Source organism: Pseudomonas massiliensis (genome assembly GCF_000826105.1).
Lineage (GTDB): Bacteria > Pseudomonadota > Gammaproteobacteria > Pseudomonadales > Pseudomonadaceae > Aquipseudomonas > Aquipseudomonas massiliensis.
Genome location: NZ_CCYK01000007.1, coordinates 231859 through 245589 on the forward strand (window position 1 = coordinate 231859; position 13731 = coordinate 245589).

Annotated in this window: 12 protein-coding genes; 3 read left to right on the forward strand and 9 right to left on the reverse strand. The window is 62.6% G+C overall.

Features of this window, described 5'->3' with window-relative positions; translation table 11 throughout:
• Positions 1 to 268: 268 nt before the first annotated feature.
• Together BN1188_RS11890 and BN1188_RS11895 are read left to right on the forward strand one after the other, a co-directional pair.
• Positions 269 to 1570: an MFS transporter gene (locus BN1188_RS11890; protein ID WP_088776209.1), complete on the forward strand. Its 1302-nt coding sequence runs from the start codon at positions 269 to 271 to the stop codon at positions 1568 to 1570.
• Positions 1571 to 1735: 165 nt separating this feature from the next.
• Complete coding sequence (locus BN1188_RS11895) at positions 1736 to 2920, forward strand: amino acid aminotransferase (RefSeq protein WP_040261693.1); 1185 nt, start codon at positions 1736 to 1738, stop codon at positions 2918 to 2920.
• A gap of 113 nt (positions 2921 to 3033) precedes the next feature.
• Here the strand turns inward: BN1188_RS11895 and BN1188_RS11900 are convergent, their stop codons facing one another.
• Together BN1188_RS11900 and proC are read right to left on the reverse strand one after the other, a co-directional pair.
• Positions 3034 to 4059, reverse strand: a complete 1026-nt coding sequence (locus tag BN1188_RS11900) for a branched-chain amino acid aminotransferase (protein ID WP_040261694.1) — start codon at positions 4057 to 4059, stop codon at positions 3034 to 3036.
• Positions 4060 to 4205: 146 nt separating this feature from the next.
• Positions 4206 to 4994 (reverse strand): pyrroline-5-carboxylate reductase, encoded by a 789-nt coding sequence (gene proC, locus BN1188_RS11905; RefSeq protein ID WP_040261695.1) that lies wholly within the window; start codon positions 4992 to 4994, stop codon positions 4206 to 4208.
• A gap of 301 nt (positions 4995 to 5295) precedes the next feature.
• Between proC and BN1188_RS11910 the strand changes: the two genes are divergently transcribed.
• Positions 5296 to 6612 carry an MFS transporter gene (locus BN1188_RS11910; RefSeq protein WP_040261696.1) on the forward strand — a complete coding sequence of 439 codons (1317 nt, stop codon included), beginning with the start codon at positions 5296 to 5298 and terminating at the stop codon, positions 6610 to 6612.
• Between the two features lie 11 nt (positions 6613 to 6623).
• On the opposite strand, the gene hutH is transcribed toward BN1188_RS11910, so the two are convergent.
• The 7 genes from hutH to BN1188_RS11945 form a co-directional block, all read right to left on the reverse strand.
• Positions 6624 to 8156 (reverse strand): histidine ammonia-lyase, encoded by a 1533-nt coding sequence (gene hutH, locus BN1188_RS11915; protein ID WP_040261697.1) that lies wholly within the window; start codon positions 8154 to 8156, stop codon positions 6624 to 6626.
• A gap of 325 nt (positions 8157 to 8481) precedes the next feature.
• Positions 8482 to 9780 carry an NAD(P)/FAD-dependent oxidoreductase gene (locus BN1188_RS11920; RefSeq protein ID WP_040261699.1) on the reverse strand — a complete coding sequence of 433 codons (1299 nt, stop codon included), beginning with the start codon at positions 9778 to 9780 and terminating at the stop codon, positions 8482 to 8484.
• A gap of 306 nt (positions 9781 to 10086) precedes the next feature.
• The gene (locus BN1188_RS11925) at positions 10087 to 10716 is read right to left on the reverse strand and encodes a DUF1780 domain-containing protein (protein WP_040261700.1); all 630 of its coding nucleotides are present in this window, start codon (positions 10714 to 10716) and stop codon (positions 10087 to 10089) included.
• A gap of 89 nt (positions 10717 to 10805) precedes the next feature.
• Positions 10806 to 11009 carry a DNA gyrase inhibitor YacG gene (gene yacG / locus BN1188_RS11930; RefSeq protein WP_040261701.1) on the reverse strand — a complete coding sequence of 68 codons (204 nt, stop codon included), beginning with the start codon at positions 11007 to 11009 and terminating at the stop codon, positions 10806 to 10808.
• Positions 11006 to 11629, reverse strand: a complete 624-nt coding sequence (gene coaE, locus BN1188_RS11935) for a dephospho-CoA kinase (protein ID WP_040261702.1) — start codon at positions 11627 to 11629, stop codon at positions 11006 to 11008. Before coaE ends, yacG begins: the two co-directional genes overlap by 4 nt.
• Positions 11626 to 12501, reverse strand: coding sequence for a prepilin peptidase (locus BN1188_RS11940; RefSeq protein WP_040261703.1), 876 nt, complete (start codon positions 12499 to 12501; stop codon positions 11626 to 11628). The genes coaE and BN1188_RS11940 overlap by 4 nt, the downstream gene beginning before the upstream one ends.
• Positions 12502 to 13728, reverse strand: coding sequence for a type II secretion system F family protein (locus tag BN1188_RS11945; protein WP_040261704.1), 1227 nt, complete (start codon positions 13726 to 13728; stop codon positions 12502 to 12504).
• Between the last annotated feature and the right edge of the window lie 3 nt (positions 13729 to 13731).

Below are 13731 nucleotides of genomic sequence, written 5' to 3' on the forward strand. Positions count from 1 at the left end.
TTGCGGTAGGTTGTCGTACAAGTTCGGCGATTATTTGTCTGGCGCCTTGCGCTGTCAACGTGAAAGTCAAAATTCACCTATACGAAACCCCTGGAAAGAGGGCTATTTACAGGCCGCGGTCACTAAATGAAATCGTACAGGCACGACCCAAAAATCCTCATTCTTTGTTTGACACTCCCTAGGCTCGGCTCTATAAAATGCTGACAAGTACGACGACATATGTCGTTACGCTTTTTCTCGACAAAAACAATACAAAGAGTTTCAGCCTATGAAAATCAAAGGCATCCGTTGGTGGATGGTCGGCCTGGTAACGGCCGGGCTCATCGTCAACTACCTGGCCCGCAACACCCTGTCGGTGGCTGCGCCCACCCTGATGAAAGAACTCACCATCTCTACCGAGCAGTACGCCAATATCGTGGTGGCCTGGCAGCTGTGCTACGCCTTCATGCAGCCCGTGGCCGGCTACATACTGGATGCCATCGGGACCAAGATGGGCTTCTTCACCTTTGCCTTGGCCTGGTCCGCCGCCTGCGCCGCCGCTGCCCTGGCAACGGGATGGCAGAGCATGGCCTTCTTGCGTGGGTTGCTGGGCCTGACGGAAGCCGCCGGTTTGCCTGCAGGGGTCAAGGCCACCACTGAATGGTTCCCCGCCAAGGAACGCTCCGTGGCCATCGGCTGGTTCAACATCGGCTCGTCTATCGGCGCGCTGCTGGCGCCGCCCCTGGTAGTCTGGGCCATCCTGCAGAGTGGCTGGGAACTGGCATTTTTGATTGTGGGTGGCCTGGGTATCGCCTGGAGCTTCCTCTGGCTGTTGCTCTACAAGCACCCCCGCGATCAGCGCCGACTCGGTGAGGCCGAGCGCCAGTACATCCTTTCTGGCCAGGAGGCGCACTTCAAGGAGGCCACGCCACAGAAGGGCAGCTGGAAGAAAATCATCGGCAGCCGCAACTTCTACGCCATCGCTTCGGCCCGCATTCTGTCCGAGCCGGCCTGGCAAACCTTCAATGCGTGGATTCCGCTATACCTGATGACCGAACGGCACATGAACATCAAGGAAATCGCCATGTTCGCCTGGCTGCCGTTCCTGGCCGCGGACCTGGGCTGCGTGCTGGGCGGCTACCTGAGCCCCTTCTTCCACAAGCACTGCAGAGTGTCTTTGTTCACCTCGCGCAAGATGGTGCTGCTGTTCGGCGCGTCCTGCATGATCGGCCCGGCCTGCATCGGCCTGGTGGAAAGCCCGTATACCGCCATCATGCTGCTGTGTATCGGTGGTTTCGCTCACCAGACCCTTTCCGGCGCGCTCTATTCGATCACTTCGGACTCCTTCGGCAAGAACGAAGTGGCCACCGCCACCGGCATGGGCGGCATGTTCGGCTACCTGGGTGCCGCGGCCTTCACCATGGTATTCGGCGTATTGGTCACCAAGATTGGCTACAGTCCGCTGTTCGTGGTGCTGGCGGTGTTCGATATCATCGCCGCCGTGATCGTGTGGACGGTCGCGCGGGAATTGGTCAAGCCGCCCGAGCCCCTGGTCGACGCGGATGTCCAGGGTCGCCCCGCCGTGGTCTGATCTGGCGCAGCGCTAGCCCGAACCCAGCGGCCGCCGCCATGCCTCGCGCATGGGGCGGCCGCATTGCATCTGGCGCCTTGACCCTTGGCGGCCCCCTGTGGGCTAATCTCCCGGCGATGCGCGGGTCCGCCAGTGGGCCCAGATGAAAACAAGACGAGGTGGAGAATGTTCGAGCACTTGCCCCTGTACGCGGGCGATCCGATATTGGGGCTGATGGGTGAGTTCGCCGAGGATACGCGGCCGGGCAAGGTCAACCTGGGCGTTGGCATCTATTATGACGAGCTGGGCCGCGTGCCTTTGTTGCCTTCCGTGCAGCAGGCCGAAGAGCTGCTGGTGGCCGAGCACCAGCCCCGCAGTTACCTGCCCATGGAAGGCGCGCCGGCCTACCGTCGGGTGGTCGAACAGCTGCTGTTCGCTGATAGTGTCCACCGCAACCGTCATGCCATCGCGGCGATCCAGACCGTAGGCGGCTCCGGCGCGCTCAAGGTAGGCGCGGATTTCCTGAAAACCGCCTGGCCGGATTCACAGGTCTGGGTATCGGACCCTACCTGGGACAACCACCTGGGTATCTTCCAGGGGGCGGGCTTCAAGGTGAACCGCTATCCATACTTCGAGCCGAATCGCAAGGCGTTCGATTTCGAAGGCGCCCTCCAGGCCTTGGAAAACCTGCCGCCCAAAGCGATAGTGGTGCTTCACCCTTGCTGCCATAACCCCACGGGCATCCAGCCTGAGCGCGAGCATTGGGTGAAGATGCTCAACGCGCTCCAGGCCCGGGATGCGATTCCTTTCCTGGACATCGCTTATCAAGGCTTCGGCAAGGGCCTGGACGAAGACGCCTGGCTCATCCGCGAATGCGCGCGCCGAGGCATGGAGTTTCTGGTATCCAGCTCGTTCTCCAAGACGTTCTCTCTCTATGGGGAGCGGGTCGGGGCGTTGAGCGTTCATACCACGTTGGACAGTCAGGCGCTGGTGCTCGGCCAGCTCAAGCTGCATGTACGTCGCAACTATTCCAGCCCGCCCATGTTCGGTGCCAGCATCGTGGCCCGCGTGCTGGGCGATGCCGGGCTCAACCGCCAATGGCAGGCCGAACTGGCCGAAATGCGCGAGCGCATCACGGCCATGCGCGGTGCCCTGGTGGAAGGCCTGAGCAAGCGCTTGCCCGAACGGGACTTTGGCTTCCTGGCCCATCAGGAAGGCATGTTCGCCTACACCGGCCTCAATGCCGAGCAAGTGCGTCGACTCAAGGCCGAGCACGGCGTATACGCGGTGGAAACCGGACGTATCTGCATCGCTGGCTTGAGCCCGAGCAACCTGGAACGGGTGATCGAGGCCTTCGCCGCGGTGATGTAGAACAGCTGACTATTGGCAGCGGCCTGGGCCATGCAGGCTCAGCCGCGACCAGGTCCTTGCAAAATAAAAATCCCCGCGCATGGCGGGGATTTGCATGACTCTCGAAGCGCGGATCAGTCGACCTTGACGATCCAGCCTTGCGGCCCTTCGATCTCGCCGGTCTGGATGCCGGTCAGCTCCTTGTACAGGCGCTGGGTGACCGGGCCGACTTCGGTCTGGCTGTGGAAGACGTGCAGCTTGCCCTTGTACTCGATGCCACCGATAGGGGTAATCACCGCGGCGGTACCGCAGGCGCCGGCTTCGGCGAAGCGGTCGAGCTGGTCGATATGCACGTCGCCTTCGATCACTTCCAGGCCCAGACGGGTCTTGGCCAGCTCCAGCAACGATAGGCGGGTGATGCCCGGCAGCACCGAACTGGACTTGGGCGTGACGAACTGCTTGCCGTCCTGGGTAATGCCGAAGAAGTTCGCCGAGCCCACTTCCTCGATCTTGCTATGGGTTTGCGGGTCCAGGTAGATGCAGTCGGCGAAGCTGTGCTTCTTGGCCTCGGCGCCTGGCATCAGGCTGGCGGCGTAGTTGCCCCCGACCTTGGCGGCACCGGTGCCATTGGGCGCGGCGCGGTCGTAGCCGGAGATCACGAAGTTGTGAGGCTTCATGCCGCCCTTGAAGTACGGGCCCACTGGTACGGCGAACACGCAGAAGATGAACTCCGGTGCGGTGCGCACGCCGATGTTGTCGCCTACACCGATGACAAAGGGGCGCAGGTAAAGAGCGCCGCCGGTGCCATAAGGCGGGATGAAGCGTTCATTGGCCTTCACGACTTGCTGGCAAGCCTGGATGAACTGCTCGACGGATACCTCGGGCATCAGCAGCCGATTACAGCTGCGCTGCATGCGCAGGGCGTTCTGGTCAGGGCGGAACAGGTTGATCGAGCCGTCCTTGGCGCGGTAGGCCTTCAGGCCTTCGAAGCATTGCTGGCCGTAGTGCAGGGCGGTGGACCCTTCGCTGATGTGCAACACGTTGTCTTCGGTCAGCTCGCCGGGCTGCCAGGCACCGTCACGCCAGTAGGCCAGGTAACGCAGGTCCGTCTTGATGTAATCGAAGCCCAGCTTGTCCCAATTGATGCTTTCGTTGCCCATGACACCCTCGATCGACTAATTCGGCCCGCTCACCACCGGCCGTTCTCTACCTAGGGATAATAATGATTTCTGCGCGTTTGTCCGAGCTTTCGCCCAGCCTTTCGCGCACTGTTCATCCAAGGCGCTCACGCATCACTGAAGCCGCTTCATTCGCCGCGGGACAAGGCCTCGGCTCGCTGTGCCGCGGCTCGGGCGGCGCTCTGTACCAAGGCGCGCAGGGCCTGGTCGCGTTCGAACACCTCGATGGCCGCCGCGGTGGTGCCGTTTGGGGATGTGATGGCCCGTCGTAGCTGCACAAGGTCGGCTTGGGGCTGGCGTTGCTGCGTGGCCGCGCCGAAGGCGGTGTCCACGGCAAGTCGCCTTGCCAGCTCCGGGTCCAGCCCCAAGGCTTCGCCAGCGGCAGCCAGGGCTTCGCTGAACAGGTGATAGTAAGCCGGGCCGCTGCCGCTGATGGCGGTCACCGTGTCCAGCTGCCGCTCGCTTTGCACCCAGTAGGCGCTGCCAACGGCTTCGAACAGCTGAGTGATCGCCTGCCGCTTGGCTTCAGGCAGGTCATTGTCGGCGTACAGTCCGGTGCAACCGGCCCCTAGAAGCATTGGAGTATTGGGCATAACCCTTACCACGGGGCAGGCGTCATCGATTGCTTCGCGTAGGCTGGCCAAGGTCACGCCCGCCGCCACGGAAATTATGACGCAGTCATTCAACAACCGCTTGGGCAGATTGGCCAGGGCCGAGCCAGCCATGGCTGGTTTGACAGCCAGCACGATAAGGTCTAGGGCGGCATTGAAAGCTTCTAGATCCGGGACTGCTTGTGCAGTGGTGTTTTGGGGCAGATAGGGATCTACGGCATAGAGGTTCTGAACCAGGCCGGCCATATGCCAAGCCTTGCCCATGGCGCTGCCCATCTGGCCATACCCGACAAATAACACATTCATGCCGCAACTCCACGGTTGGTTTTTTATCAGCCTAGCGACAAAAACAGCATGGGTGCAACCAGGTTGCGCCAAATATGTTGATTAAACCTTTCAGCACTACCGTATTAATTTCTGATATGTGGATAAGGAATGGAAAATAAGCCTTTTTACTATGGATTTTTCGAGAAAAAATCCTGTTGCGGCCAGCTGGGGCTATTGCGAAGGCTGAGATAGCTTGCATAAGATGCGCTGGTCGAGGTGCAACTCATGGAGGTAAGGGGTTGCACTAAAAGCGCAACCTAATAATAAATCCGGAGTCTCTATGGCCTCGCGTCATCACTCGCCCGCGCCTCAAGGTGGCGGTCGCGCTCTCGTTGCCAGCCTGACGGGAAGTTCGATCGAATGGTTCGATTACTTTCTCTATGGCACAGCCGCTTCGTTGGTATTCAACAAGCTGTTTTTCCCAAGCTTCGAGCCCGTGGTTGCTCTGCTGCTTTCTTACCTTACGTTCTCGTTGACCTTCTTCATTCGTCCAATCGGCGGGGTAGTCTTCGCTCATATCGGCGATCGTATTGGCCGTAAGAAAACGCTGGTCCTTACGCTCTCTTTGATGGGCGGAGCAACGGTGGCCATCGGCTTGCTGCCGACATACGCCAGTATCGGTATCGCCGCGCCCATCCTGCTGGTGCTCTTGCGGGTGATACAGGGGCTGGGCATTGGCGGTGAATGGGGTGGGGCATTGCTACTGGCCTACGAGTACGCACCGGCCCATCGTAAAGGGCTATTCGGTAGCATCCCGCAGGTTGGCGTGACCATCGGTATGTTGTTGGCGACCCTGGCGGTGAGCTTGATGGCTTTGCTGCCTGAGGAGGATTTTCTCAGCTGGGGATGGCGGATTCCCTTTCTGTTGAGCGCCGGGCTGGTGTTTCTTGGCCTGTGGATTCGTTCCGGTATCGGCGAAACCCCGGATTTCGAAGCGGCCAAGGCCAGCGGCAATGTCGCGCGCATGCCCATCGTCGAAACCCTGCAGCAACATTGGCGCGCCGTGTTGATCGCCGCCGGGCTGAAAGTGGTGGAAACCGCACCCTTCTATATCTTTTCCACCTTCGTGGTCAGCTACGCTACAGGCAATCTCGGCTACAACAAGATCGACGCTCTGCATGCGGTAATGATCGCCGCAGTGGTGGCCAGCTTCAGTATTCCGGTCATGGGCTGGCTATCCGACCGCCTCGGCCGGCGAACCGTCTATACCCTGGGCATTCTGCTCAGCGCAGCCTTCGTCTATCCCTATTTCATCCTGCTCGATACCCGTGCCGTCTGGGGGCTGACGCTGGCTACGGTCGTGGCGCTGGGGCTGCTCTGGGCACCGATCACCGCCGTGCTGGGCACGCTCTCATCGGAAATCTTCAGCACCCGGGTGCGCTACACCGGAATCACCCTGGGCTACCAGCTCGGAGCGGCCTTGGCAGGCGGCACCGCTCCGTTGATCGCCACCTGGCTGCTTAGCGAATATCAGGGGCGATGGCAGCCTGTAGCGCTTTACCTGCTGGCGACGGCGGCCATTTCGCTGCTAGCGGTGCTCTGTGTAGGGCGAGTCAAGGCGCGCGACCTGGCCGCGCCAGTGACCAAGCGCGATTGAGCGGGAGAGGCTCACGCCTGGTACAGGCGCGAAGCCGGCAGCCAGCGCTCAAAGACGCCGTTTTCCACCCAGGCACGGGCGCAGGCGATATCCGGGGCGAAATAGCGGTCCTCGTGATAGTGCTCCACTTCCGAGCGGACCAGGCTCATTACCTGGGCCAGCTTGGCGGAGGTACTCAGAGGGGCGAGCAGGTCTACGCCCTGGGCTGCGCCCAGCAGTTCGATCGCTACCACGGCGCTGCTGTTGCCGGCCATGTCCAGCAGGCGGCGGGCGGCGAAGGTGGCCATGGACACGTGGTCTTCCTGGTTGGCAGAGGTGGGCAGGCTGTCCACCGAAGCCGGATGGGCGAGGGTCTTGTTTTCCGAAGCCAGGGCGGCAGCGGTGACCTGAGCGATCATGAAGCCGGAATTGAGCCCGCCTTCCTTGACCAGAAAGGCCGGCAAGCCGGATAGAGCCGGGTCCACCAGCTGGGCGGTGCGCCGTTCGGAAAGCGCGCCGATTTCCGAGATGGCCAGGGCCAGCACGTCAGCGGCCATGGCCACCGGCTCGGCATGGAAGTTGCCACCGGACAGTACGTCCCCCTCGGCGCTGAACACCAGCGGGTTATCGGACACGGCATTGGCTTCACGCAGGAACACACCTGCGGCAAAGCGCAGGTGATCCAGGCAGGCGCCCATGACCTGTGGCTGGCAGCGTAGGGAATAAGGGTCTTGCACGCGAGGGCAGTCGCGGTGGGATTCGCGGATCTGGCTACCGGCCAACAGCTCGCGATAGAAGGCAGCCACGTCGATCTGCCCCGGCTGGCCACGAACCGCCTGGATGCGTGGGTCGAAGGGTACGTCCGAACCCTTGAGCGCCTCCACTGTCAGGCTGCCGGCTACCACCGCGGCGCTGAACAAACGCTCGGCGGCGAACAGACCGCGCAGCGCCAGCGCGGTGGACACCTGGGTGCCGTTGATCAGGGCCAGGCCTTCCTTCGGGCCAAGCTCCAGCGGCTTCAGGCCAGCCAGGGCCAGGCCTTCGTTGGCATCCATCTCGCGGCCTTGGCGGCGCACCCGGCCCACGCCTATGAGTACCGCCGCCAAGTGTGCCAGAGGTGCCAGGTCCCCCGAAGCGCCGACCGAGCCTTGGGACGGCACGCAGGGGTATACGCCCGTCTCGTAGAGCTTGCGCAAGCCTTCGATCACTTCCCAGCGCACACCAGAGAAGCCTCGGGCCAGGGATGCTACCTTCAGCGCCAGGATCAGGCCGACCGTAGCGTCGTCCAGCAATGGCCCGGTACCGGTACAGTGACTGAGCAGCAGGTTGCGTTGCAGGCGGGTCAGGGATTGTTCAGCGATGGAGGTACGCGCCAGCAGCCCGAAGCCTGTGTTGATGCCATACACCGTACGCTTGCTGGCGATGATGCGGGTCACGGTGGCGGCGGCTTCGTCTACCGTCGCACGTGCGGCCGGGTCCAGTTCGAAGGGTACTTGGTGATGGAAAATGTCTCGCAACTGAGCGAGATCGAACTGGCCGGGCTGGATAAGCAAGGGCACGGGCATGGCAGGCTGTCCTGATACGTGGCAATGCCCTTATCTAAACCTGTATATACAGGTATGGCAAGGGGCATCTGTCACAGCAGCTGTTGGACCCAGCGCCAGCTGGGGAATGGGGATGCTGGCGGAGGGGGGCTGGTATTCGGCAGCTTCGCTACCTCCCACCGAGGTGCGTGCAGCCCCGGCGGGAACCTGGTATTCGGCAGCTTCGCTACCTCCCGCCGAGGTGCATGCAGTCCCGGTGGGACCCAGCGCCAGCTGGGGAATGGGCCCCGGGGGGAAGCAGGTATTCGACAGCTTCGCTACCTCCCGCCGAGGTGCGTTCCTCAGGTCAGTGCAGCTTCAACCCTGGCTCAGTGCCACGGCCCAATCGGCTGCCCAGCATGGACATGGCGGTGCGGAACGGGCCATAGAGCGCCATCTGGTGCATGCGGTACAGGGACACGTAGAACATGCGCGCCAGCCAGCCTTCGAGCATGACGCTGCCGGTGAGGTTGCCCATGAGGTTGCCCACTGCCGAGAAACGCGAGAGAGAGATCAGCGAGCCGTAGTCGGTATAGCGGTATTCAGGCAGTTGCCCGCCTTCAAGCCGCTGCTTGAGGGATTTGACCAGGAGCGAAGCCTGCTGGTGCGCGGCCTGGGCCCGAGGCGGCACGTTGCGGTCGCTGTCCGGTTGCGGGCAGGCGGCGCAATCACCAAAGGCGAAGATATTGTCATCCCGAGTGGTCTGCAGGGTAGGCCGCACCTGGAGCTGATTGATTCGGTTGGTTTCCAGCCCATCGATGTTTTCCAGGAAGCCAGGTGCGCGAATGCCGGCCGCCCACACCTTCAGGCGCGCCGGAATCACCTTGCCGTCAGTGGTCAGCAGACTGTGCTCGGTCACCTCGCTCACGGCCGCGCCGGTGAGCACGGTCACGCCCAGTTTCTCCAGGGTGCGATGCACCGGAGCGCTGATGCGTTCAGGCAGGGCCGGCAATACCCGAGGGCCCGCCTCGATCAAGGTAATGCGCATGTTCTCCGGGCGAATCCGCCCCAGACCGTAGGCGGCCAGCTCATGGGCCGCATGATGCAACTCGGCGGCCAGCTCCACCCCGGTGGCGCCTGCGCCGACGATGGCGACCGTGATTTCTTCCTGATGACCTTCGTCCTGGGCATGCGCGCGCAGGTAGGCATTGAGCAACTGCTGATGGAAGCGCTCGGCCTGTTGGCGGGTATCCAGGAACAGGCAGTGCTCGGCGGCGCCCTTGGTACCGAAGTCATTGGTAGTGCTGCCCACCGCGATCACCAGGGTGTCGTAGGCCAGCTCGCGCTCCGGCACCAGTTCCACTCCGCGCTCGTCCAGGGTGGCTGCCAGGGTGATGCGCTGGTTGGCCCGGTCCAGCCCGCTCATGCGGCCCAGCTGGAATTCGAAGTGGTTCCACTTGGCCTGGGCCAGGTAGTTGAGCTCGTCACCAGACGAATTCAAGGAACCTGCCGCGACTTCGTGCAGCAAGGGTTTCCAGATATGGGTGAGGTTGGCGTCCACCAGGGTCACGCAGGCCTTGCCGCGCTTGCCCAGGCTCTTACCCAGGCGGGTCGCCAGTTCCAGGCCGCCGGCGCCGCCGCCAACGATCACGATGCGATGTTTCATGGAGGTATCTCGTAAGGTTGAAAAAACGGTAGCCATGCCGCGTGCAACAGGGAGGCGGCGACATCTGGTCGGGGCGAGCGCTAGGCAGCTTCGAGCGCCCGGCCAGGGGGTGGCGGAATTCAGGTTGCGCGAGTAGACCGCGACACTGGGCAAAATGTTGCACAGTGGTCGAAACGAAGGCTGCACCCAAGGTGGCCAGAGGTATCGAGGCGGTGGAAGAGGGGGCGGGCATGGGGAAGGCCGGCAGGTTCTACGCAATGCGCTATTTGTAACATTCTGGCGGGCCAGGCGCCATGGGCAGTGGTATTACAAGGTGATACCCACGTCGAAAAGAATGCTTCGCCCCAGGTTGGCCCGCAGGAAATCAGGCGCGCCGGGGTGAGCGAACAGCACCCGGGCGAAGTTGGGACCCACCAGGGAAAGGGAGCGCCAGCCCTGTCGCAGGTACTCAGTAGGCGGCGGAAAGTGGCTGTTGAGGTTGAGCACCTCGCGCTTGAGACTGGCGAAGGCCACCATGTCCAGCTGGCCCAAGTCCAGGCCACGCTCGAAGTAGTTATGGGCTTTCTTGCGCAACGTAGGGCCAAGCCGCGCCAACAGTTCCGGCGCGCGGATTCGCTTGGGCTTGGCCTCCCGGCGCACCAGTTGACTCAGGGAAAAGGCGCTGCGCCGGCGCTGCAGTTCCTGGCGCCATTCGTCATTGAGCCGACGGCCTTCATCGAGCACGAAGAACACTTCAAAGTTGGCGTCGCGAAACAGGACGTCTGGCGGTTCCTGGCCCACCGGCAGGAACTCCTCGGCGCCATATGCGATGTTCAGGCCCTGCAGCAAGCGCTGGCATACCCAGCGCTCGCGCTCCCACTTGCGGGCGTTGGACAGCATCGCATTGGCCTGTTCAGCCTGGGTGGTCAACAGGCGCAGGTAGTCTGAATCGTCCATGGCCTTGCCTCATCGACAGCTTGAGCTATCTGTAACAGCCAAGGCGGGCCACTACAACCCCCAAGATGCCGGGGCAGGCCTGGTCGGGCTTAGTGCTGGCTGGGCGGCAGGCTTTCGGAGAACAGTTCGTCCTCGGATTCTTCACGGCCAGCGATCTTGTGTTCTTCCGCGGCCCAGGCGCCGAGGTCGATGAGCTTGCAGCGATCCGAGCAGAACGGGCGATTGGGGGACGCGGCGCTCCATTCCACAGGCGCGCCACAGGTGGGGCAATTGACAAGGGTGGGTTGACTCATGAGTACGCTTCCGCCAAAGACAAATAAACAAGGTGTAGCCGGTCTACCTCGGCGTGCAGGGCTTCGAGGCTGCCGTCGTTGAGAATCACGTCGTCGGCCAGGGCGCGGCGATCTTCCCGGCTAGCCTGGGCCGCGAGAATGGCCTCCGCCTGGGCCTGGCTGCTGCCGTCACGGCTGAGGGTACGCGCCAGTTGCAGCTCCCGGGGCGCGTCTATCACCAGCAGGCGGTTGGCCAGCCGGTATTGCCCGGACTCGATCATCAACGGCGAGACGAACACGGCATAGGCGGAACGGGCATCGCGCAAGCGGCTGGCGATTTCCTCGGCGATCAGCGGGTGCAACAGCTTTTCCACCCACAGGCGCGCGTCCGTGTCGCTGAAGATACGCTCGCGCAGGGCCTTGCGGTCCAGGCCGCCATCCTCCTGCAACACGCCTGGGCCGAAGTGCTTGGCCAAGGCAGCCAGTGCCGGCCGGCCGGGCTCCACGACCCAGCGCGACGCCTGGTCCGCGTCCACCACCTCCAGGCCATGGAAGGCGAAGCGATCAGCCGCGGCGCTCTTGCCGCTGCCAATCCCGCCCGTCAGGCCCAGGACCCAGGGGCGGGTGTTTTCTTTGATCATTGAGCGAACCCTGCGAACTGAAGATAAGACGCTGTGATGTCCGCGCCCCAGATGAGCGCGATCCAGCCGGCCACGGCCAGGTAGGGGCCAAACGGAATAGGCGTGGCATGGCTCTGCCCCCGGGCCCGCAGCATCAGGGCGCCCAGTATGGCGCCCACCGCCGAGGACAACAGGATGGTCAAAGGCAGCACCTGCCAGCCGCCCCAGGCGCCGATCAGGGCCAACAGCTTGAAGTCTCCATGGCCCATGCCTTCCTTGCCGGTAAGCAAGCGAAAGGCCTGGAATACCAGCCACAGGCTCAGGTAACCGGCCACGGCGCCCCATAGGGCGTCGTTCAGGGGCACGAACAGGCCCAGGGCATTGACGATCAGCCCCAGCCATAGCAGCGGCAGCACCAGGGTGTCCGGCAACAGCTGATGGTCCACATCGATCATGCTCATGGCCAGCAGGCCCCAGGTCAGCAGCAGCATGGCACCCGCTTGCCAGGTGGCGCCGAAGTGCCAGGCGATGAAGGCGCTGAGCAGGCCGCTGGCCAGTTCCACCAGCGGATAGCGTGGCGAGATGGAGGCCTTGCAGCCGGTACAGCGCCCGCGCAACCACAGGTAACTCAGGACAGGAATGTTTTCCACAGCGCTGATCCGGTGCCCGCAGTGGGGGCAGGCCGAGCGCGGTACCATCAGGTTGTAGCGTGGTTCGGCGGGCAACGGCGGCATCTGCAGGTATTCCCTGGCCTGGGCGCGCCAATCGGCGTTCATCATGACGGGCAGGCGGTGGATCACCACGTTAAGAAAACTGCCAACCAGCAGGCCCAGCAGCAGGGCGCACAGGGTGGTGGCCAGCGGCGAGCTGGCCAGGAGGTCGAAAGCAGGCATTTAAACGACGGAACCGAGCTGGAAGATAGGAAGGTACATGGCGATGACCAGGCCGCCGACGAGCACACCAAGGATGGCCATGATCATCGGCTCCATCAGGGTGGTGAGGTTGGAGATGGCGTTATCCACTTCCTCCTCGTAGTAGCCGGCCACCTTGCCGAGCATTTCGTCCAGGGCGCCGGACTCTTCACCGATGGCGGTCATCTGCACTGCCATGCTGGGGAAGGTGCCCGTAGAACGCATGGAGGCGTTGAGCTGCATGCCCGTGGACACATCCTGGCGCACCTGGAAGACCGCATTGCGGAACACCACGTTGCCGGTAGCCCCAGCGACCGAATCCAATGCTTCCACCAGCGGCACACCGGCGGCGAAGGTGGTGGAGAGGGTGCGGGCGTAGCGCGCCACCGAACTCTTGTAGAGGATCTGCCCGATGATGGGCATCTTCAGCAGGCCGCGGTCCACGGTGTCGCGGAACTTGAAGTTTTTCTTGTACGCCCGGCGGATCAGCAGGCCGATGCCGATCATGACGGGCAATACGATGTACCACCAGTTCTGCAGCAGCTCGGACAGGTTGATCACCATCTGGGTAAAGGCCGGCAGCTCCGCGCCAAAGCCTTGGAACACGCTCTGGAACTGCGGCACCACCTTGATCAGCAGGATGCCGGAGACAATGAAGGCCACCACCAGCACCGCAATGGGATAGGTCATGGCCTTCTTGATCTTGGCCTTGAGGGCCTCGGTTTTTTCCTTGTAGGTGGCGACCCTGTCCAGCAGTGTCTCCAGGGCACCGGCCTGCTCACCGGCGTTTACCAGGTTGCAGTACAACTCGTCGAAGTATTCCGGCTTGCGGCGCAGGGCACTGGCGAAGCTGTTGCCGGCGGCCACTTCCTGTTTCAAGTCGTTGACCAGGTCGCGCATGCTTTGCTTGTCCACACCCTCGGCGATGATGTCGAAGGCCTGTAGCAGCGGCACCCCGGCACGCATCATGGTCGCCATCTGGCGAGTGAAGAAGGCGATGTCCAGAGGTTTGATCTTCTTGCCCCGGCTGAACACCGAGTTGGACTTCTTCTTGACCTTGCCAGGCACTATGCCCTGGCGGCGCAGTTGGGCCTTCACCAGAGCCACGTTGAGGCTGGTCAACTCGCCCTTGATGCGGTTGCCCTTGCGGTCTACCCCTTCCCAACTGAACACGCTGGGCTGCGCGGCTTTCGCCACCTTGACTGCCATGGC

Coding starts and splice junctions, on each gene's coding strand:
- coaE (WP_040261702.1), bottom strand. CDS start 11,629: ATGATCAAAGAAAACACCCGCCCCTGGGTCCTGGGCCTGACGGGCGGG.
- BN1188_RS11910 (WP_040261696.1), top strand. CDS start 5,296: ATGGCCTCGCGTCATCACTCGCCCGCGCCTCAAGGTGGCGGTCGCGCT.
- BN1188_RS11890 (WP_088776209.1), top strand. CDS start 269: ATGAAAATCAAAGGCATCCGTTGGTGGATGGTCGGCCTGGTAACGGCC.
- BN1188_RS11925 (WP_040261700.1), bottom strand. CDS start 10,716: ATGGACGATTCAGACTACCTGCGCCTGTTGACCACCCAGGCTGAACAG.
- yacG (WP_040261701.1), bottom strand. CDS start 11,009: ATGAGTCAACCCACCCTTGTCAATTGCCCCACCTGTGGCGCGCCTGTG.
- hutH (WP_040261697.1), bottom strand. CDS start 8,156: ATGCCCGTGCCCTTGCTTATCCAGCCCGGCCAGTTCGATCTCGCTCAG.
- BN1188_RS11940 (WP_040261703.1), bottom strand. CDS start 12,501: ATGCCTGCTTTCGACCTCCTGGCCAGCTCGCCGCTGGCCACCACCCTG.
- BN1188_RS11920 (WP_040261699.1), bottom strand. CDS start 9,780: ATGAAACATCGCATCGTGATCGTTGGCGGCGGCGCCGGCGGCCTGGAA.
- BN1188_RS11945 (WP_040261704.1), bottom strand. CDS start 13,728: ATGGCAGTCAAGGTGGCGAAAGCCGCGCAGCCCAGCGTGTTCAGTTGG.
- BN1188_RS11900 (WP_040261694.1), bottom strand. CDS start 4,059: ATGGGCAACGAAAGCATCAATTGGGACAAGCTGGGCTTCGATTACATC.
- BN1188_RS11895 (WP_040261693.1), top strand. CDS start 1,736: ATGTTCGAGCACTTGCCCCTGTACGCGGGCGATCCGATATTGGGGCTG.
- proC (WP_040261695.1), bottom strand. CDS start 4,994: ATGAATGTGTTATTTGTCGGGTATGGCCAGATGGGCAGCGCCATGGGC.